The following is a 21,060-nucleotide window of genomic DNA, read 5'->3' as shown; positions in this document are numbered from 1 at the left end:
CTGAAGGATCTGTCACAGTTTCACAATCTTTTGATTGCTGACACCGGCTTTGGAATGCACCTGCAGAATGTAGGTGCCGGCTGGCAGATGGGCGATATTGATTTCCTGTTGGGCCCCGGTCTTTGTTAAGGTGGTGGTTAACAAAGTTCTCCCGGTTAAACCCATCACTTTTATAGAGGCTCCGGCGGCGACCTGGTCCAATTTAACAGAAAACGTCCCCCTTACCGGGTTAGGATAAACCTGCAAGGCTAATCCCTGAACCTCTTCTTTGGCGGAAAGCAGGTTCTGAAAGTTGCTGTACACCATCCGGATCTCGTTCACACACGTGCCCGTGGTAGCGCCTTCAGAGGCAGGCTCCCAAAATTGGGTGATGACTTCGGTCATGTCGCCGGTGGTATTGTAGGTACGGTTGTATTTCACCCCATCCACCATAGCCCAGGTACCGTCTCTCCATTCATCTTCTACTGCCATGATCAGGTTTCCTTTGGCATCAAGGGTGATCGTGCTTCGGTTGCCATTAACCCAGGCATTGTCTATCCAATCTTCCTCAATGGATACGTAGCTTCCATCAGCCTGATAGGTGATGGTTTCCCGCTCGTCATTCATCCAGGCACCGTGCCACTCCTGGTAGGTGTAGCTGGTTAAATCCCAGTTCTCCCAATCGGTCAGGTCGGCGCTGTCAAAGCTTCGCCATAAAAGATTGGTATCCCGGGCGTAATTTACCCAGGCATTTCCTTCGCGCTCCTGATACACAACTGAAATTGGGCGGTCGCTGCCAGCAGCATATTCAAAGACTGTTCTTTCCTCCAAAACCCAAGCATTGTTTTCCCATTCATACTCGGTGATATCGGCTAGCCCGCCCGCGGCAGTGTAGTTGTATACCACTTTATCAGAATTGCTCCAGATATTGTTTGAATAGAACTGGGTTACAATCTCTGATAGTTTGCCATTGGTGTAGGTAAACCCATTTTTATACCCACTGAACAAGAGCCATGTGTCGTTTTCCCAGTAATACTGCAGGTTTTGAGTGAGATTGTTGTAGCTGTCATACACAGACGTGTTGCGAGAAAAGTTGCTGTTGTCTGCCTGCGTTGTGAGGTCTTCCAGCACCAACCCAGCCCCGTTATAGGTGAAGGTGTGATTGTACCCCAACTGCCAGGTATTGGTGGCCTCATTCCAGACATACTGCTGGGCATTGCGTGGCTGCCGGTTGGTTTCTCCGGTACGGTAAAGTTTCTGTGGACTTTTGGCGCGCAGATTCTGGGAGGAAGGTCGATTGATAGCCTTGCCTTTTCTAGCCTTGATGCCTACCGAGGTATCCCTTTTCTCCTGCGCCTGGCTGGTGAAGGCAAGAGTTAAAAATAGGAAACCTACGGTCAGGATCTTGCGCCAATTCCCGTGATTCATGTGCTTCTGGTAGAGGTATATCATAGAAAAAGTTATAGAAGAAAAATAAGGAGAATATTGGCAGCTATACCAATTTCATCTTCTTTAAGTTACAGAACAGCCAACCGGCTCTGTAAGACTAGTCTCTCAAATAGTTATTCATCTGCATATTACTATATTCAATTGAGCGAATTCTTATAAACAGCCTCAGGAGAAGGCTTCTGACGATGAATTGTTGCAGAATAGTTTGTTATGGTTTTTGCAGTCATCAGGAGACGCAAGCCAATACCGTTAGCTATAAAAGGAGCAAGGCGCCCTCATCAATGAAGAATTGCTTACTTTAGAGGTCTGTTTAAATCATTTTACCCGTGACCATACCTACCCTGCAGAAAGGAGATGCCGTTGGCATTGTTTGTTTAGCCCGCAAAGTTAGTTTCGAGGACATTCAGGAAGGCATTAAGCTATTAGAAGCTTGGGGGCTGAAAGTAATCCTAGGGCAGAGTATTGGGGCAGAACACGGGTACTTCGGTGGAACCGATGCCCTGCGTCTAGCTGATTTCCAGCAGATGCTGGAAAACCCAGAGATCAAGGCCATCTTCTCAGCCCGGGGCGGGTACGGCACTACTCGTATCCTGGACCAAATTGACTTCAGTAGCCTGCGGCAAAACCCCAAGTGGGTGATTGGTTTCAGTGATGTCACCGCCATGCTCTGCCACCTGCACACTTTGGGCCTGGAAAGCGTCCACGGCACCATGCCCCTGCTCATGGGCCAACCCGATACCCAGGAAGCCGACGAGACCCTCTACCACGCACTCTTCCAGAAACCGCAGCCTTACTTTCTCCCGGCACACCCACTAAATCTACCAGGCACCGCCACGGGCCAAGTGGTGGGGGGCAACCTGATTCTGCTAGACACTATCTCGGGAACCGCCTCAGACATCGATTATGCTGGCAAAATTCTGTTCCTGGAAGACGTTGGCGAATACTACTACAACGTGGACCGCGTGCTAGTGCACTTGCGCCGCCAAGGTAAACTTGAAAAGCTGGCTGGGTTGGTAGTAGGGCAATTCTCTGACATGAATGACACCACCGTTCCGTTCGGGAAGGATGTAGCTCAGATAATCTTGGAGCACTGCGGCAGCTACGGCTATCCCATTTGCTTTGATTTCCCGGTGGGGCACGTAACCCGAAACCTTGCGTTGGTGGTGGGTCGTGAGGCAACCCTGCTTGTAACACAGAAGGGCGTTTCCCTGCAATACACCCAAGCTCGTTTATAAGCTACTTCTTAGAAACGGAGCCCAAAGCAGGACTTTCTGTTGGCTTTTCAAATGCAAAAAGCCGTTTTCCGGTACTTCCCGGAAAACGGCTTCTAAACTCTTAGCAAGTTCCTTGTTACTTTTCGGTCATGACAACATGCAAGACGGTCTGCCCTACCGCTTTCAACGTGTTGCGGTCAATGACATCCATGTTGTCGGTGTGGCGGTGATGGTACGGTCCGAAGAACCCGTCTGGACTGGTGGGGTCGTAGGCGATGATATCAGCCATCCGGATGTTGGCATGCTGGATGATGTAGGTGTGGTCATCCGTGATGCCGGGGCTATCTTGAAACGGGAAATAATCTGAGTACCCAATCTGGTTGGCCGTACGCCACACTTTCTCCACCACGTCGCCGGCATAGGTACGGCTGGTTTCTTCCCGCGCGAACCTGGAACCCTTCGCTCCTACCATGTCCAGCAGAATGCCATAGTTAGCGGAGTAGCCCCTCGGCATCAGGTTCTTGGCCCAATACTGCGAACCCAGGCACCACGTGTCTTCTTTGTACTCACCGGTATTATCTGGCTGCCCATAATCTTCACCATCAAAGAGCATAAGGTCAACCCCTACATTACCAGTCAGCGGATTGGCCTGTAATTGGCGGGCGATCTCTAGTAGAACTCCTACCCCGCTGGCTCCGTCATTGGCGCCATCCATGGGTTTGGTAGGGTTCAATGAATCTTTATCGGCTACATGGCGGGTGTCCCAATGGGCGGCAAGTAAAATCCTGTTGGTGGCTTTGGGGTTGAACTGCGCCATAATGTTGCGCAGGTTGAGCGAAGTGCCATTGTAGGCATTGGCGGTGAAAGACTGCACCTGCATGGTGCCGCCGTACCCTTCCAACTTGCTAATGAGGTAATCGCCGCAGGCCCGGTGCGCCGGAGTATTAGGTACTCTAGGACCGAAGGAAACCTGCTTGGCCACAAACTGGTACGCCGAGTCGGCATTGAACGCCGGAACGTTCACCGCCGCTGTAGCCGCTGCCGGTTGCTCCACCGTGGCGGTGTCTGTATTTCCTTTTTTGTCGCAGGCAGGAAGGCTGGCGGCGAGGAGCAGGCTCAAGGCCAGAACTTTCATGTTATTCTTCATAAGCCCAGTCAATACCGGTTTTCATGTCCTTGATCACGATGCCCTGCCCTTTCAGCTGCGCTCTAATCACATCAACTTTGCCGTAATCTTTCGCTTCTTTGGCTTCTTTGTAAAAGCCCAGCACCACCTCTAAAAGCGATTGGGCATCGGCAGTTTGCTCTACTTTCAGGCCCAGCACGTCTAACACCAAGGTGCGGTATTGGGTACGCATCTCCTCAAAGGTTTCTTGGAAAATGGTCTCCAATTTGAACCCACCAGTGTGCATGCTGTTGATTTTCTTGAGCAGGTTGAACAGCGACGCGATGGATTTGGCGGTGTTCAGGTCATCGTTCAAAGGCTCAAACAACTCGGCGGTCAGCTTCTTGATTTCCTCTTCTGCTTTACCGTCAATGGCACCGGCTGCTTCGGGGTATTGCAATTGATCCAGAATACGTAAGCCGTTGATTACTTTCAAGTAGCCTTTACGAGCAGCCTGCAACCCTTCATTGCTGAAGTCCAAGGTGCTGCGGTAGTGCGCCTGCAGAATAAAGAAGCGCACCGTCATGGGAGAATACGCCTGCTGCAAGGCCTCGTGGGTACCTGTAAAGAACTCGCCCAGCGTGATAAAATTGCCCAGCGACTTACCCATCTTCTTACCGTTGATGGTGATGAGGTTGTTATGCACCCAGAAACGTGCGGCATCGGTGTGGTTGTGGCTGGCCTGACTTTGCGCAATCTCGCATTCGTGGTGCGGGAACATTAAGTCCAACCCACCGCCGTGGATGTCAAACTGCTTGCCCAAGTACTTCCGGCTCATGGCCGAGCACTCCAGGTGCCAGCCCGGAAACCCTTCGGACCATGGCGATGGCCAGCGCATGATGTGCGTAGGCGAGGCTTTCTTCCACAGCGCGAAATCCAGCGGCGAACGCTTCTCCTCCTGCCCTTCCAAGTTATCACGGGTATTAGACAGCAAATCCTCAATTACGCGACCCGACAGTTTGCCGTAGTTGTGCTGGTTGTTGTAGGCGGGCACATCAAAATAGATGGAGCCGTTGGACTCATAGGCTAAGCCGTTTTCCAGAATCTCGCGGATCATCTCAATCTGCTCAATGATGTGACCTGAAGCGCGGGGTTCAATGTCTGGGGGCAGCACGTTCAGGCGGTTCATGTCCTGGTGGAAGCTGTTGGTGTATTTCTCCACCACTTCCATAGGCTCCAATTGAGCGGCTTTGGCTAGTTTTTGGATTTTATCTTCACCCGAGTCGGCATCGTTTTGCAAGTGGCCTACATCGGTGATGTTGCGTACGTACCGCACTTTATAGCCTAAGTACTGCAGGTAGCGGCGCATCACGTCAAAGGTGATGTACGGCCGGGCGTGACCTAGGTGCGCATCGCCGTAGACAGTAGGTCCGCAGACGTACAGGCCTACAAACGGGGACTCTATTGGGGTAAACGGTTCTTTGGTCCGGGTGAGGGTATTATATAAAGACAATGGGTGGTTCATGCGGCAAAATTATAAAACTTACTGGTACTTGTGGTAACGGTACGGAGTTAGAGGGTATAAGCTGCTTTTTTCTTTGATTTAGAGGTGTTGTATAAGGAAGAAGCTCTAAATGTTTCTTTTTCATTTGGGGAAACGGAAAGGGTTTGTTAGCGAAGTAAGGCTATCTATTATCTAGGCTTGCATTGTTGCAACTTTGCTTTGGTGCGCTCAAGGCCGCGAGGCCTCGTCTTCCGGCCTCGCGCTGTTGTTTTAGCCTTGGCCAGTAGGCCTGCCTGCGGCACCAGGTCTAAAACAAAGGCGCTCTGCCGAAAGACTGGAAAAGGCATCTTCAAACCTGAAGTTGCATAGCCAGGTAGTTTGCAGCTTCTCCTTATCATGGTTCAAGTTTTCAACTTGGACCTACCATGATCTGCAGTTTGCAACTGCAGTGAGGCGATAGCCTCAGATGAGTTAAGTGAGACTTCTTCTATGTAGTGAATTAAGGGGATGCACCTGCAGGCTACGCATTGCTGTTCAGCATCAAACATAATACCGTCTACTCAAAAGACTTCGCGTCATCTTTCAGACCTACGAGTACCTATGCCAGTACCTGCTTCAAGCCTGTTTTCTATAAATCGAACTTAAAACAATCAATCTCCTTCCTCTGCGGCAGGAGCATTCAGCACGTAGGTGGAGGTAAGTGGGAAATGGTCAGTGAACTGGATTTGGTCCAAGACATCGAACTGGAGTAGTTCCAGGCGGTCACTGAAGAACTGGTTGTCTATCCGGATGGGGAGTTTGCCGTTGTAGGTGAACCCGAAACCGCTGCCACCTTCCTCGAAGCCGTTCTTCAGATGCCGACGCAGTTGCTGATAGGTGTAGGAACTGGGCAGATCATTGAGGTCGCCGCAGAGGAGCACGGGGTGCCTGCTATCTTGAATGTGCTCCAGCAGTTTGTTGACTTGGTGGCTCCTGGCGATGAACCCACCTTTGAGACGACGTGCAATGTTGCGGCCTTTGGTTTTCAGGCCTACTTCGCTTTGAACGGCGGCTTCCACGTCTTTCTCTTCTATCGCCATAGATTCCAGGTGCATGTTGTACACGCGTAGGGTGTCCTTTGACGGAAGTTTCACATCCACGAAAATCACCTGGTTTTTGGTAGGTCGGTCAAAGGAGACGGTTCCTTTCTTTACGATGGGATATTTAGAGAAAATAGCCAGGCCAAACTCGGCCCCAATACTGTTGGTAAGCGCTTTTCCTACATAGATTTCCCGGTCTTGTTGCTTGCCTACCCTTTTGCGGCTATCCCAAGTTTTGTGGCCCTTTTCGTTGTAGAACTCTTGCAGGCAGAGAATATCGGCGGGGTGCTCGGCTACCCATTTCATTTCATTTTCTGGCAGGTTTGGGTCCGTTTCATGCAGGTGCTTATAGACGTTGAAGACGCGCACATTGTAGCTTAGGACTTTTATTTGTCGGTCTTCGGAGGTGAGGCTTTCGTTTGTACCACTCAGGTTGAAGTAGCGCGTGTGCTGTCCCCAGAAGAGGAAAATGAGCAATGCCGGCCATAACGCCCACCCCGGGCGATGCCACAGCCATAGAAGCAACAGCACGCCATTCATCACCAACGCCCCGGGTAAAGACATAGCAATGAAGCCGGCGGGCCAGAAAACGTGCGGCGGCACGTACTGGCATCCTACTCCCAGCAATAGCCACAGGGTAGACAAAGACGTAAGAAAAGAAAGAAGCTTGCGGCGCACAGAGAAAATTTTAATCGCAGAAGTAAACCTACGCAAAAAACCGGAAGCAGATGAAAAAACGTAGGTTCTGGCTCCTTTGCGGGTATTTTCTGGAAAACAGGCCAAAAATGGATTATAAATATACTGGGTGTTTTGAAATACCCCATCTACCTGTCCGTTTTAAACTTGGCCAGATGTACCTTGTAATTGAAAATTATACCCTAATTTTACATTCTTAACACCTTATTAGTAGAGCTATGTTGTTATCCAGCTTATTATTTATCGGCAACTTAGGAACCGGCGAGATGATCGTTCTTGTGTTAATCGTTTTGTTGCTGTTTGGCGCCAAGCGTATTCCAGACCTGGCCCGTGGCCTGGGAAAAGGAATCCGTGAGTTCAAAGACGCCACCAAAGAGATCAAGAACGACATTGAGAACGCTGGCACCAATGACCAGCATTCCAATACCCAGAACAGAAACAATTATAACAACGGCCCGGGCTACACCAACCCAAACCCAGGTTATAACAATCCTAATTACAACAACAACGCACCTTACAACAACGGTGCTCCTTACGGCAATGCGCCTTATGACAATGCGCCAAATGCCAACCCAAACCCTACTACCCACAACCCGAACGTTTAATACATGCGTTATACATCCCTTGACGTTATCCGCGAGGAGATAGGCAGAGGCGCACTCTCCTGCCGTCAACTTGTGGAGCGTTACCTGGAGAACATCAACACCAAGCGTCATCTGAACGCGTTTCTGGAGGTGTTTGAAGAGGAAGCCCTTCGGCAAGCCGAAGAAGTGGATGCCAAATTGAAAGCCGGTACCGCCGGCAAGCTGGCCGGAATGGTGATTGGCATCAAAGACGTGCTGGCCTACGAGGGCCACACGCTCCAGGCTTCCAGCCAAATCCTGAACGGTTTCAAATCTCTGTACACCGCTACGGCCGTACAACGCCTTCTGGCCGAAGATGCCATCATCATCGGTCGCCAGAACTGCGACGAGTTTGCCATGGGCGGTTCCAACGAGAACTCCTCTTTTGGTCCGGCGCTGAACGAAGTAGATAATTCCCGCGTGCCGGGTGGCTCTTCGGGAGGTTCTGCCGTAGCCGTGCAAGCCGACCTTTGCTTAGCTTCTATCGGGTCAGACACCGGTGGCTCCGTGCGTCAGCCGGCTGCCTATTGCGGCGTGGTGGGCATGAAACCTACTTATTCGCGCATCTCGCGTTACGGGCTTATCGCCTATGCTTCCTCTTTTGACCAGATTGGTGTAATCACGCAAAGCGTGGAAGACGCCGCGCTTCTCTTGGAAGTGATGGCCGGCCCTGATGAGTTTGACGCCACCGTAAGCCAACGCCCGGTTCCTGCCTACAGCCAAAACCTGACCTTTGACCGACCAGCCCGCATCGGGTTCATCCGTGACTCCTTTGAGAGCCCGGGTCTGAACGCTGAGGTGAAAGCCGCTGTGCAGGGCGTGCTAGATGGCTTACAGGCTGATGGCCATACGGTTGAGCCCGTGGAATTCCATTTTTTAGATTATATTGTGCCCACCTACTACATCCTGACCACCGCCGAAGCCAGTTCAAACCTGGGCCGGTACGATGGGGTGAAGTATGGCTTCCGGAGCCAGAACGCCACGGATTTGGCCTCTATGTACAAGAAAACCCGTTCCGAAGGCTTCGGGAAGGAAGTACAGCGCCGCATCATTTTGGGCACGTTCGTGCTCTCCGCTGATTACTATGACGCTTACTACACCAAGGCGCAGCAGGTACGCCGCCTAATAAAAGAGAAAACTGATGAGCTTCTAAGCCAATACGATTTTCTGATTTTACCTACTACCCCTACCACTGCTTTCAAGATAGGGGAAAACACCAAGGACCCGCTGGCCATGTACCTGGAAGATATCTACACGGTACAGGCAAACCTGGCAGGCATTCCGGCTATTTCGTTACCAATTGGGCAAGACGCCGCAGGGCTGCCAATTGGGATACAGCTGATGACCAAAGCTTTTGGCGAAGAACAGTTACTGGCCTTCTCCAAACAACTGATGAACCATCAACCACACCTAACCGCCTAATGCGCAAAACTACCTTTCTTACTGGCCTTGTACTTACACTAGGCTTGGGCTCTGCGGTGCAGGCCAAGCAAAAACCAGGACTGGATTTTCCAGTGGTGCAAGTAAAAGACACTACCAAGGTACTTGTTGACTCTGTAGAATTCATTCCGGTAGAAACCGATGAACTGATTCAAGACCGCCTCAGCTGTCTGGAGCAAGAGATCCCCCTGGAGTTCAACAAGCAGGTAAGAGGGTTGATTGACTACTTTACCATCCGGAACCGGAAATACACCCGGCGCGTGTTGGAACGCAAACCCATGTACTTCCCTATGTTTGAGAAGTACCTGGCCAAGCACAACATGCCCGATGAGTTGAAGTATTTGGCAGTGGTAGAATCAGCGTTGCTGCCTAAAGCAGTTTCTTCGGCGAAAGCGGTTGGTCTGTGGCAGTTCATGGACTTCACTGGTCGTGACTTCCGCTTGGTGCAGAACCATTACCTGGACGAGCGCATGGACCCGGAGAAATCTACCGAGGCGGCCTGCAAATTCCTCAAGCAACTGTACCGCATGTTCGGGAGCTGGGAGATGGCATTAGCGGCATATAACTGCGGTCCGGGTAACGTAAAGAAAGCCATTGCGCGCTCTGGGGGTAAGACTACGTTTTGGGGCATTTATCCATATCTACCTAAAGAAACGCGGGCCTACGTACCCTCTTTCACGGCCTTGGTATACGCCTTGAACCACGCCGAGGACCATAACCTGCATCCGGTTAACGTGCAAAAGCCCATTGCGGTAGATACCATGTTGATTAGCCAACCAGTAGATTTAAAACTGTTGGCCAAGCAACTGAACCTACCCGAGAACCAGATCGTGGACCTGAACCCGGCCTTGAAGCTGAAGCACATTCCGGAGAACGTTTCTAATTTTCCGTTACGCATTCCGGCGGATGTTCGCCCGTTCCTGGCGGAGAACAGAATGGCTATTTTAGATTCTTCGCGGTACGTGGCACCTTACAAAGCTCCGGCCAGAACCAAACTGCCTTCTTTGCAGGAAGCACCTACCACCATTCTGGCCAAAGCAGAACCTGTTACGCAGGACAGCTCCTTGCAAAAGTCGTTCTACACAGTGCGCCGCAATGACAACCTATCCAAGATAGCCAAAGAGCAGAACGTAACAGTAGAGCAGCTGAAAGCCTGGAACAAGATATCAGGTAATTCATTGGTGGCCAACCAGAAGTTGGTAGTGTTCAAGCCTGAGGCCAAGGAACCCCAGGATACAAAGCTGAAAGAAACTTCGGCATCTGAAACCGCGTTGCTGGCTTCGGCGGAGGAGCTTCCGGGTACTACGGGCAAGAACGCTGGACCTAACGGCAATGCCGTTCCTAAGGAAAATGCTGCCATTGCCTTGGTGTCTTCCAAACAGGCACTAGCCAAGAAAAAAGCCGAGATAGAGAAGCCGCAAACCGTGCACCACGTGCAGCCCGGTGATACGCTTTGGAATATTTCGCGCCGTTACAACAACGTAAGCGTGGAGAAACTGCGCAAAGCGAACAAATTGAAAGGTGACGAGCTAAAACCCGGCATGAAGCTGATTGTAGGCTGATTCTGGAAAAAATAGACAATTAGCATCTCTGGCTTCGGCTTGAGGTGCTTTTTGTTTTTCCGGTATTTCCCTAAAAATGTACCTGAAACAGAACAATCTAACAACGGGCACTCTTTGGTGAATCGGAAAAAAGATAGCAATTTGAACTTATTACCTGCATAACAAGCGTTGGTTTTGCGGAAGAGCCAACTTAGAATACAACACGACAAAGAAGGACATGATTAAAATTAACAAGGAAGACGCACTGAATTATCACAGCCAGGGCCAACCCGGCAAGATAGAGGTGGTGCCCACCAAAATGGTGAGCACGCAGATGGACTTAGCCCTGGCGTACTCGCCGGGTGTAGCGGAGCCTTGTAAAGCCATTGCCGCCAACCCCGAAGATGTGTACAAGTACACCGCCAAAGGAAACCTGGTAGGTGTTATCTCCAACGGAACTGCCGTTCTGGGACTGGGCAACATCGGCCCAGAAGCCTCTAAACCCGTGATGGAAGGAAAAGGCGTTTTGTTCAAGAAATTCGCGGGCATTGACGTTTTTGACATAGAGATCAACTCCACAGACCCAGAGGAGTTCATCAAAATCGTGAGGTCTCTGGAGCCTACGTTTGGCGGCATCAACCTGGAAGACATCAAAGCCCCCGAAAGCTTCAAGATTGAGAATGCCTTGCGCGAGCAGATGAACATTCCGCTCATGCACGACGACCAGCACGGCACCGCCATTATCTCCAGCGCGGCTCTTCTAAATGCCTTGGAGTTGGTAGGAAAGGAAATCGGGAAGATCAAGATGGTGGTGAACGGAGCCGGGGCCGCCGCCATTGCCTGCGCCAAGCTGTACCTTGAATTGGGCGTGAACATTGACAACATTGTCATGTTTGACAAAGACGGCATCATCAACCCGCACCGCAACGACCTAGACATCTACCGCGCCCAGTTTGTGACCACCCGCAATATCACCACCCTGGCCGAGGCCATGGAAGGCGCTGATGTGTTTGTGGGCCTGAGTGCCGGCAACGTTTTAGCGCCCGAATTGGTGAAACTGATGGCAAAAGACCCCATCATCTTCGCGCTAGCCAACCCAGACCCGGAGATTGCCTACGAGACCGCCATGGCTACCCGCGATGATTTGATTATGGCCACTGGTCGCTCAGACCATCCTAACCAGGTAAACAACGTGCTAGGCTTCCCTTACATTTTCAGGGGAGCGTTGGACGTGCGCGCCACCGAGATCAACGAAGCCATGAAGCTGGCGGCGGTGTATGCCCTGGCAGAACTGGCAAAAGAGGGTGTTCCAGACATCGTGCACAAAGCATATGGAGACAATTCTATCTCTTTCGGTCGCACCTATCTAATCCCTAAACCGCTTGACCCTCGCCTGATCACCACCGTGAGTCCGGCCGTAGCCAAAGCCGCCATGGAATCGGGTGTGGCGCGTCAGCCTATCACCAATTGGGATCGCTACCATCAGGAACTTCAGGCCCGCATTGGTATTGACCAGAAACTGATGAACCGCGTGCTCACCCAAGCTCGTCAGAACCCTAAAACCGTGGTCTTCGCTGAGGCGGATAATTACAAAATCCTGAAGGCGGCCCAAACGGTACTGGAGCAGAAACTGGCTTACCCTGTTCTGTTGGGTGAGCGGGCCCGTATTGAGGCAATGATCGCCGAGTTCAACATGGATTTGACCGGCAGTGTGATCATTGACCCGCGCGAGGAAGACGCCAGATGCGAGAAGTTTGCCCACTTGTTATATGAGAAGCGCAAACGCAAAGGCCTTACCTTATTTGACTGCCGCAAACTGGTGCGCAACCGGAACTACTTTGGCTGTATGATGGTGGAAACCGGCGACGCCGATGCCCTCATCTCGGGTCTTACCCGGGAGTACTCCTCTACCATCAAACCGGCCCTGCACGTGATTGGCGTGGAAGAAGGCGTGAACAAGGTAGCGGGTATGTACATTATCCAGAACAAGAAAGAGCCTTACTTCTTTGCTGATACCACGGTGAACCTGCAGCCTAGCGCGGAAGAGTTGGTGGACATCATTGGCTTAACGGCCCGGTACGTGCGTTTCTTTGACCGCGAGCCAAGAATGGCAGTCCTCTCCTACTCCAATTTCGGGTCTAGTTCTGGGCAAGTGCCTACCAAGACCCGTGAGGCTACCCGCATGGCCAAGCAGCGCTATCCAGACCTGATTATTGACGGGGAGATGCAAGCCAACACGGCGTTAAACCCTGAGTTGCTGCGCGAGCACTACCCGTTCAGCGAACTTGCCAACGTAGGAGCCAACACGCTTATCTTCCCGGGTTTGGCCGCAGGTAACATCGCTTACAAACTTTTGCAGGAAATTGGAGGCGCTGAGGCCATTGGTCCTATCCTGATGGGCATGCGTAAGCCAGTGCATATCTTGCAGTTAGGCTCATCTGTACGGGAGATCATCAACATGGTGGCTATTGCCGTGGTAGATGCCCAGACGTGCAAGGCTAAACTATAAATAGTACTAGTACGTACTGCCTTTATCCTTCCTATATAGGAGTAGTACTATGCTTCAATCTTTACATTCTGTTTTTAGCCTATTTGTCTGAAAAGGGCTAAAAACAGAATGTTTTCATTATCTTATATCTGATTTCAACCCATACACCACAGATCACATGATCGCCTATTTAGATGGCCGTCTGGCTCAAAAAGACCCCACTTTCGTTATCATTGACGTAGGAGGCGTGGGCTATGAACTACGTATTTCCCTCAACACCTACGGGCAGTTGCCAGAGGGAGAGCGTTGCCGTCTGTACACCCACCAGCATATCAAAGAAGACGCCCATACCCTGTATGGTTTTGCCACCCCCGCTGAGAAAAGCGCCTTCTTACATTTAATCTCTATTTCGGGCGTAGGGCCTAACACCGGCCTTATGATTCTTTCTTCCCTCACAGTACAAGAGGTGCAGCAGGCGATTGTCAGGGAAGATGTTCGCACCATCCAGCAGGTAAAAGGGATTGGTGCCAAAACTGCCCAGAGAATCATCCTGGAACTTCGCGATAAATTCCGGAAAGGCTTGGGCGCAGATGCGGTAAGTGTCTCTTTTGGGGCGCACAATACCTCACGAGAGGAGGCGTTATCAGCATTAGTCACATTAGGCTTCGCGAAGAATGTCGCCGAAAAGACCTTGGATACAATCATTAAGCGGGAGGGCGCTGGCTTAACCGTGGAAGAAATGATCAAGTTCGCTTTGAAGTCATCATAAGAAACTTCCCCATTATTTGTGTTTTACAAAAAGAAGCCTCACATTCTTGCAGCCGCGGTAGGGTTGGTGTCGTTGACGGCTTGGCTTTCCCAAGCCGAGCCTTTGAGTTTGTCTATGGCGGGTGTTCGCACCTCGGTCATGGCCTTGTCTGAAGAAGATGAAGAAGAAATACAGGACACAACAAAAAATCAGGGGTATATTCCTTCCAGACGTCCTAAACTGATTTTTGACGACCGCCGGGGAGATCCTTTTTCCAACAGAACCACACTTTCACCGCTTCTGCTGCCTTTGCCAAAAAACGTTGAGTTACAGGTAGAGCCAGACGATAGTTTAAAGAGGTACCAGATTACGGAGCAGATTGGCGGCTATGACTACCGCGATCCTAGCACCATGACTTTTGAGGAGTATTCGCGCTACCAGCAGCAGAAAGCTATCAAGGATTACTGGCGCACCAAGTCGGCTAGCTTGGATGAGCAGAACCCTGCCGCACCTAGCCGGCGCCTGGTGCCTACGCTTAACCTGGGCGGACGTACGTTTGACCGCCTGTTTGGCGGAAACACCGTAGATATACGGCCCAACGGTTTGGCCACGCTCAAGTTTGGGGCACTTTTCAACAAGAATGAGAACCCGGCCATTCCGCTGCGTCAGCAGAGCATCGGTGACTTTGAGTTTGACCAGAGCATCGCTCTGAACATTGACGGCCGCATTGGCGAGAAGATGCGGATCACCGCCAACTGGGACACCAAAGCCAACTTTGATTTTGAAAACAACCTCAAGCTGGAATATACCGGCTATCCGGAGGAAATTATTCAGAAGATAGAGGCCGGTAACGTCAGCCTTCCGTTGAACAACTCCCTTATCTCTGGGGGGCAGAACCTTTTCGGGTTAAAAGCGCAGCTGCAGTTAGGGAAACTATCCGTGACGGCTATTGCGGCCAACCAGCGAGGCAGCATTGACGCGGTAGATATCCAAAACGGGGCTCAAAACAGACGCTTTGAGATACGCGCCGATGATTACGACCGGGACCGTCACTTCTTCCTGGCCCAGTTCTTCCGGAATCGTTATGACCAATCTCTTCGCAACTTGCCGTTGGTAAATTCAGGAATTGTGATCCGGCGTCTGGAAGTGTACATCACCAACGATAACCGCGCCACCCAGAACCTCCGGAACGTAGTTGCCTTGATGGACTTGGGCGAGCCCACGCCGTTTAGGAGCCGTTTTAGCAACAACCTGCCTGCCAATGCCGGGGCCGGGAACGCACAGAATAGTTTATACAGCAGCCTTACCGTCAGAAACAACACTCAGGTAGACAACTTCCTGGAAGGGTTTGGCTTGCAAAAAACCATCGATTTTGAACACGTACGGGCCCGCCGCCTGGACCAGACCGAGTACAAGTTCAATCCACAGTTAGGATATATCTCTTTAAATGCCGCGCTCCTTCCAGAGCAGGTGCTAGGGGTAGCGTTTGAGTACACCCTGAATGGCCGCACCTACAAAGTGGGTGAGTTGCAAGAAGACTACCAGAACGTTCCAGAAGACCAGGTCATTTTCTTGAAGTTGCTGCGCGCCACCAACCCAGGGCTGAACACCCCTACCTGGGATTTGATGATGAAGAACGTGTATGCTCTCAATGCGAACCAGATTGAGCGGCAGAACTTCCAGTTGAACATCACCTACAAAGACGATGCCACCGGCGGCGACCTGACCAGTTTACAAGATGAGTCGCGCCTGAAGGGAATTCCTTTGATTCAGGTGTTCGATTTGGATAATGTGAACACCAACAATGACCCTCCGCGCGATGGTAACTTTGACTTCCTATCCGGCATCACCATTGACCCCGAGAGTGGCCGTATTTTCTTCCCGCAGGTAGAGCCGTTTGGGTCTTACCTCCGCTCGCGTTTCACGCCGGGCCAAGAAGACCAGTATATCAATAAATACGTTTTTCAGGAACTCTACGACTCTATCCAGACCGATGCGCAGCAGTTCGCCCAGAAAAACAAGTTCTTTATCCAGGGCCGTTACCAAGCTTCCAGCACCGATGAGATTACCTTGCCGGGTATCCGGATTGCGGAAGGATCGGTGGCTGTTTACTCCGGCGGTACACGCTTGGTAGAAGGTCAGGACTACCAGGTATTCTATGACCTGGGCCGGGTGAAGATTCTAAACCCGAGTTACCTTAACAGTGCCAGCAACCTACGTGTCACCTATGAAAAGGCTGACATCCTCAGTGTGCAGCCCAGGACCTTATTGGGAGCGAGGTTCGACTACAGGGTAGACAATGACCTGATCTTAGGGGCCACGGTATTGCACCAAGGTGAAAGGCCGTTTATTCAGCGGGTGAACATTGGCGACGAGCCCAGCAACAACACCATCTACGGCTTTGATATTAACTACCGCCGCGAATCCCGTTTGCTCACCCGCCTCACCGATAAGCTGCCATTCCTGGAAACTAAAGAGCCGTCGGCGGTTACCTTAGGCGCCGAGATCGCGCAGTTGGTGCCGCAGAAAACAGCTTTTGAAGGCGAAGACGGCGTCTCTTACATAGATGACTTTGAGAACGCCAAAACGCCTTACTCCCTGGGGGGCTTCAATACCAATGCCTGGCGCTTGGCGGCCACCCCAGCGCCTCTCCAAAATGGTACTTCTGGTTTGGCGTACGCCTACAACCGCGCAAAATTGGCATGGTACACCATTGACCAGATTTACTATACCAGCAACGGCTTACGCCCTAATAACATCTCTAGAGAGGAACTGGAAAACCACTACGTACGGGGCGTGCAACGGCGCGAGATCTTCCCTAACCGTGACCCAGAGACCAACAACTCCTTTGAATACACCTTTGACCTGGCCTATTACCCAAGAGAGCGCGGTCAGTACAACTATAACCCCAATGTTTCCTCTGATGGTCGTTTCCTGAACAATGACCCACGGAGCAACTATGGGGGTATCAGCCGGGAGATTTCCTTTGACAACAACTTTGACAACGCCAACATTGAGTACCTGGAGTTCTGGATGCTGGATCCGTTCATCAAAGGGGACCGTGGTCGGCGCATAATCACCGGGTTAGATGACGCGCAGAACCGCCAGGACGAAAACGGTAAACTGGTCTTCAACTTAGGTAACATCTCAGAAGACCTCCTGAAAGACCAACGCTACCAGTTTGAGAACGGCTTGCCAACTGATGGCAACCCTCAAACCACTGAGCCTACCGCCTGGGGGCGCGTAACCCGTAACCAGTTCCTGACCGATGCTTTTGACAATGAGCCCGGATCCCGCCAGTTCCAGGACATTGGTTTGGACGGTTTGAACGACAGTGATGAACGGGCTTTCTTCCAAGGGATTTACAGCACGCTGGATGACCCGTCCGCCGATAACTTCCGCCACCACTTAGACGGCTCCTATGATGCCGCCAATGCCGGGGTGCTGGGTCGTTACAAGAACTTCAACGGCATGCAGGGCAATTCACCGGTGAACAGCGAGCTTTCTTCCAACGCCTTCCCAGACAAAGAGGATCTGAACAAAGACAACGTCATTAGTGACGTGGAGCAGTACTACGAGTACAACATTGACCTGAGACCTAACCGTTTGGCAGTAGGTGACAACTACATTGTAGACAAAGTAGACTCAACAGATGCCAACGGCAATAGAATTAGCTGGTACCAGTTCCGGATTCCGGTGCGTAAGCCTACCGGTAATGTGAACAACATGCAGGGCTTCAAATCCATCCGGTTCATGCGGATGTACGCCACGCAGTTTGCCCAACCAGTAGTGTTACGCTTTGTACAGATGCAGTTTGTTTCAAACCAGTGGCGCACCTACAACACCATTCTCTCTAACGGCGCTCCTTGCGTGGGCGACTGCGACTCTGATGCTTCTGCTTTCGCGGTGTCTTCGGTAAGTATTGAGGAAAACGGTGAGGTAGATGCGGGGACCATCCCGTACGTGGTGCCACCAGGGGTAGAGCGTCAGCGTGATTACTCTTCGGCAAACAACCGCCGCCAAAACGAGCAATCACTACAGTTGAACGTAGAAAATCTGAGAGACTCTTTCAGCAAGGCCGTGTACAAGAATGTGTCTCAAGACATGCTTATCTACAAGCGCCTGAAAATGTACGTGCACGCACAGAGCCCAAGCGGTACCCAGGACAATGAAGTAAACGCTTTCATCAGAATTGGCACCGACTTTACCCAGAACTACTACGAGTTCTCCATCCCGCTGAAAATGACGCCGCAGGGCAGCCGTGACCCGTACCAGATCTGGAACGAACAGAACTTCATTGATGTGGCTTTTGAAGAATTTGTGCGGTTAAAGTCAAGAAGAAACCAGGCCAACTTCCCATTCAACCAGGTGTTCACCGAAGCCCGCGAAGACGGAAAAGTGTTTAGAGTGGTGGGTAACCCAGACTTCAGCGATGTGCAAAGCCTTATGATTGGTTTGGAGAACCCGGCAACGCCAGACAAAGCAGCCCACTCAGTTACCCTCTGGGTGAACGAACTGCGGGTATCTGACTTTGACCGCACCGCTGGTTGGGCAGCAACAGCTAGAGCCAACGTGAAACTCGCCGACTTTGCCAACATCACCGCTACGGGTTCTTACACCACTGTAGGTTTTGGAGGAATTCAGCAACGGGCGGCCCAAAGAGCCCGCGAGACTACCGGCCAGTTTGACATCACTGCCAACGTAGCGGCCGAGAAGCTTCTTCCTTCTGGCTTAGGCTTGGTAGTACCGCTTTCTGTGCAGTACGGAACCACCATCAGTGAACCCCGCTTTGACCCACTGGATCGTGACACTGAGCTGGATCTTTCATTGCAGAAGTTTGAAAACAACTCAGAGCGGGACAATTACCGCAAAGAGGTGGTAAGCCAGACCACAACTAAGAGTGTGAACCTGCTTAACGTCCGGAAAGAGAAAACTGACCCCGAAGCGAAAAGCCACATTTATGACATTGAGAACCTTTCGTTCTCCTATGCTTATACCGAGGTCTTGCACACCGATATTTCCACGGATCGTAACTTCTCCAAGACGTACACCGGCGGTATTGCTTACAACTACAACAATACTCCTAAGAGCTTTACGCCGTTTGCCAACGTTAAGGCCTTTCAGTCACCGTACCTGCGCTGGCTGAAGGATTTCAACTTTGCGCTGGAGCCAAGCAGAATCTCTATCAGAGCCGACCTGGACCGCCGGTACAATGAAACGTTCCTGCAAGGCCGTACCTCGCCGTACAGTTTGCCAGACACCGCCGGTTTCCTGCCTACTTTCCAGAAATCGTTCTTCTTTAACCGGATCTATGACGTGAAGTGGGATTTGACCAAGAGCCTTTCGCTGGACTACACGGCCACTAACCGGGCAGTGGTGGACGAGCCGAACGGACGCATCAACGAGGAGATTGACACACTGCGCTGGAAGAATGAGGAAATCTGGCACAATCTGCGCCGCTTCGGCCGGAACACGAACTTCAACCAGGTAGTAGCGGCCACGTACCGCCTGCCTTTGGACAAGTTCCCGCTCACAGATTGGGTATCAGCGGATGCTCGGTACCAGGCTGGTTTCACCTGGACCTCGGCCTCCACCGCGCTCAGCAGAAACGATACCTTACAGCTAGGAAATACCATTGAGAACAGCACGGAGACTAGTGTCAGCGGTAAGTTTGATTTGGTACGGCTTTACAACAAGGTGCGCTTCTTGAAGGCGGCCAACGAAGCCTCCCCTAACCCGGGAGTGCGGCAGCAGTCGGTCAAGCAAGGGCAGGAGGCAACGCCAGATTCTACCAGAAGCGGCGGAAGGCAGGTACTAAACGGAATCCTGCGGACCCTGATGTCAGCTAGGTCCATCAACTTCACCTACGCCCGCACCGAAGGAACCTTGTTACCAGGCTTCCTGCCTACCACCAAGAACTTCGGCTTAGCCGATGGGTTCGGGGCTCCGGGGCTGGACTTTGTGTTAGGGAAACAATATGAATTGGACGAACTCTTCAACCGCGCCAACCGCGAAGGCTGGTACACCGACAGCAGCCAGTACCTGAACACACCTTTGAGCTCGCTTTCGTCTATCAACCTAACGGCGCGGGCCACGGTTGAACCATTCAGAAACTTCATTATCACCTTAGACGGCGTGATGAACAAATCTGAGATAGACGAAGTGTACTACCGCCGTGACACCGAGGATTTAATTGTGAAGCGCCAAACGCCTTTCACCACCGGCTCTTACCGGGTTTCTTTTATCTCGTTGCAGACCTTGTTTGAGGGAGGCTCTGGCAACAACTCGGCGGCGTTTGAGAACTTCATCCGGTACCGGGCCACGGTGGCCAGCAGATTAAATGCCGCCAAATCAGGCCCGGGCTTGTACCCGCTGAACTCTCAGGATGTGCTTATCCCGGCGTTCATGAATGCTTACCAAGGCAAGGACATCAATGGCTACAAGGCGAAACCAACCACTCCATTTGACGCCATTCCGCTCCCTAACTGGAACGTGGTGTACAATGGGTTGTCTACTTTGCCTTTCTTCCAAAAGTATTTCAGCTCGTTTACCCTGAACCACGCCTACCAGTCAACCTTCACGGTGGCGAACTTCAGCACGGCGCTGGATTACAGCTTTGAGCCGGCTGGCTTCCCAGACCTGGCAAACGAGAGAGGAGAAGTGATTCCGTACTACATCGTGAGCCAGGTGGCCATCACCGAGAGCATGGCGCCGTTGGTGGGTATTAACTTCCGGACCAAAGGCCAGATCACCGGCCGCGTGGAGTACAGAACCCAGCGCAATCTCTTACTGAACATGACCAACGCACAGGTAACCGAGAACGGCATCAAAGACGTGGTCGTAGGCTTTGGCTATACCACCACCAACTTCAAGATTCCGTTCCGGATTGGGGGCTCGCGCCGAACCCTGGAGAATGAGTTGACCATGCGTCTTGACTTCACCTTACGCGACAATGAAACCATCCAGCGTACCATTGCCATTGACAACAACGGAAACGAGTACCAGAACAACCTGACCACCGCCGGTGCCTTGCAGGTACAGATTAGGCCTACCATTGACTACGTGGTAAGCCAGCGCCTGAACCTGCAGTTCTACTTCACCCAGAACATCAATGAACCCAAAGTGGCTAACGCGTTCCGCAACACCGTTACCGAGGGCGGCATCCAGCTTAGGTTCAGTTTATCTGAATAAGGC

At 51.6% G+C, this 21,060-nt stretch carries 11 protein-coding genes; 7 read left to right on the top strand and 4 right to left on the bottom strand.

The features are described from left to right. Window positions 1-12: 12 nt before the first annotated feature. A complete protein-coding gene (locus ACW9SV_RS14070; RefSeq protein ID WP_479557414.1) occupies window positions 13-1,407 on the bottom strand; it encodes a T9SS type A sorting domain-containing protein in 1,395 nt (464 codons plus the stop codon). Between the two features lie 347 nt (window positions 1,408-1,754). On the opposite strand from ACW9SV_RS14070, the gene ACW9SV_RS14065 reads away from it, so the two are divergent. Further along, complete coding sequence (locus ACW9SV_RS14065) at window positions 1,755-2,663, top strand: S66 peptidase family protein (RefSeq protein WP_479557413.1); 909 nt, start codon at window positions 1,755-1,757, stop codon at window positions 2,661-2,663. A 115-nt stretch (window positions 2,664-2,778) separates the two neighbouring features. Here the strand turns inward: ACW9SV_RS14065 and ACW9SV_RS14060 are convergent, their stop codons facing one another. The 3 genes from ACW9SV_RS14060 to ACW9SV_RS14050 form a co-directional block, all read right to left on the bottom strand. Beyond that, on the bottom strand, window positions 2,779-3,789 hold the full coding sequence (locus tag ACW9SV_RS14060) for a M28 family peptidase (RefSeq protein WP_479557412.1): 1,011 nt from the start codon (window positions 3,787-3,789) through the stop codon (window positions 2,779-2,781). Then, window positions 3,779-5,272 (bottom strand): cysteine--tRNA ligase, encoded by a 1,494-nt coding sequence (gene cysS, locus ACW9SV_RS14055; protein ID WP_479557411.1) that lies wholly within the window; start codon window positions 5,270-5,272, stop codon window positions 3,779-3,781. The genes ACW9SV_RS14060 and cysS overlap by 11 nt, the downstream gene beginning before the upstream one ends. A gap of 629 nt (window positions 5,273-5,901) precedes the next feature. After that, on the bottom strand, window positions 5,902-7,008 hold the full coding sequence (locus ACW9SV_RS14050; protein ID WP_479557410.1) for an endonuclease/exonuclease/phosphatase family protein: 1,107 nt from the start codon (window positions 7,006-7,008) through the stop codon (window positions 5,902-5,904). Between the two features lie 236 nt (window positions 7,009-7,244). Here ACW9SV_RS14050 and ACW9SV_RS14045 point away from each other — a divergent pair, with 236 nt between their 5' ends. The 6 genes from ACW9SV_RS14045 (at window position 7,245) to sov (ending at window position 21,057) form a co-directional block, all read left to right on the top strand. Beyond that, window positions 7,245-7,631: a Sec-independent protein translocase subunit TatA/TatB gene (locus tag ACW9SV_RS14045; protein ID WP_479557409.1), complete on the top strand. Its 387-nt coding sequence runs from the start codon at window positions 7,245-7,247 to the stop codon at window positions 7,629-7,631. Between the two features lie 3 nt (window positions 7,632-7,634). Further along, window positions 7,635-9,071: an Asp-tRNA(Asn)/Glu-tRNA(Gln) amidotransferase subunit GatA gene (gene gatA, locus ACW9SV_RS14040; protein WP_479557408.1), complete on the top strand. Its 1,437-nt coding sequence runs from the start codon at window positions 7,635-7,637 to the stop codon at window positions 9,069-9,071. Continuing rightward, window positions 9,071-10,651 (top strand): lytic transglycosylase domain-containing protein, encoded by a 1,581-nt coding sequence (locus ACW9SV_RS14035; RefSeq protein ID WP_479557407.1) that lies wholly within the window; start codon window positions 9,071-9,073, stop codon window positions 10,649-10,651. The genes gatA and ACW9SV_RS14035 overlap by 1 nt, the downstream gene beginning before the upstream one ends. Window positions 10,652-10,868: 217 nt before the next feature. Continuing rightward, complete coding sequence (locus ACW9SV_RS14030) at window positions 10,869-13,139, top strand: NADP-dependent malic enzyme (RefSeq protein ID WP_479557406.1); 2,271 nt, start codon at window positions 10,869-10,871, stop codon at window positions 13,137-13,139. 157 nt (window positions 13,140-13,296) lie between these two features. Continuing rightward, window positions 13,297-13,887, top strand: coding sequence for a Holliday junction branch migration protein RuvA (gene ruvA / locus ACW9SV_RS14025; RefSeq protein WP_479557405.1), 591 nt, complete (start codon window positions 13,297-13,299; stop codon window positions 13,885-13,887). 18 nt (window positions 13,888-13,905) lie between these two features. Then, window positions 13,906-21,057, top strand: coding sequence for a T9SS outer membrane translocon Sov/SprA (gene sov, locus ACW9SV_RS14020; RefSeq protein ID WP_479557404.1), 7,152 nt, complete (start codon window positions 13,906-13,908; stop codon window positions 21,055-21,057). Window positions 21,058-21,060: the final 3 nt, after the last annotated feature.

It is taken from the genome of Rufibacter sp. JT20002 (assembly GCF_056491185.1).
This window is presented reverse-complemented; position numbering and strand designations above follow the sequence as displayed.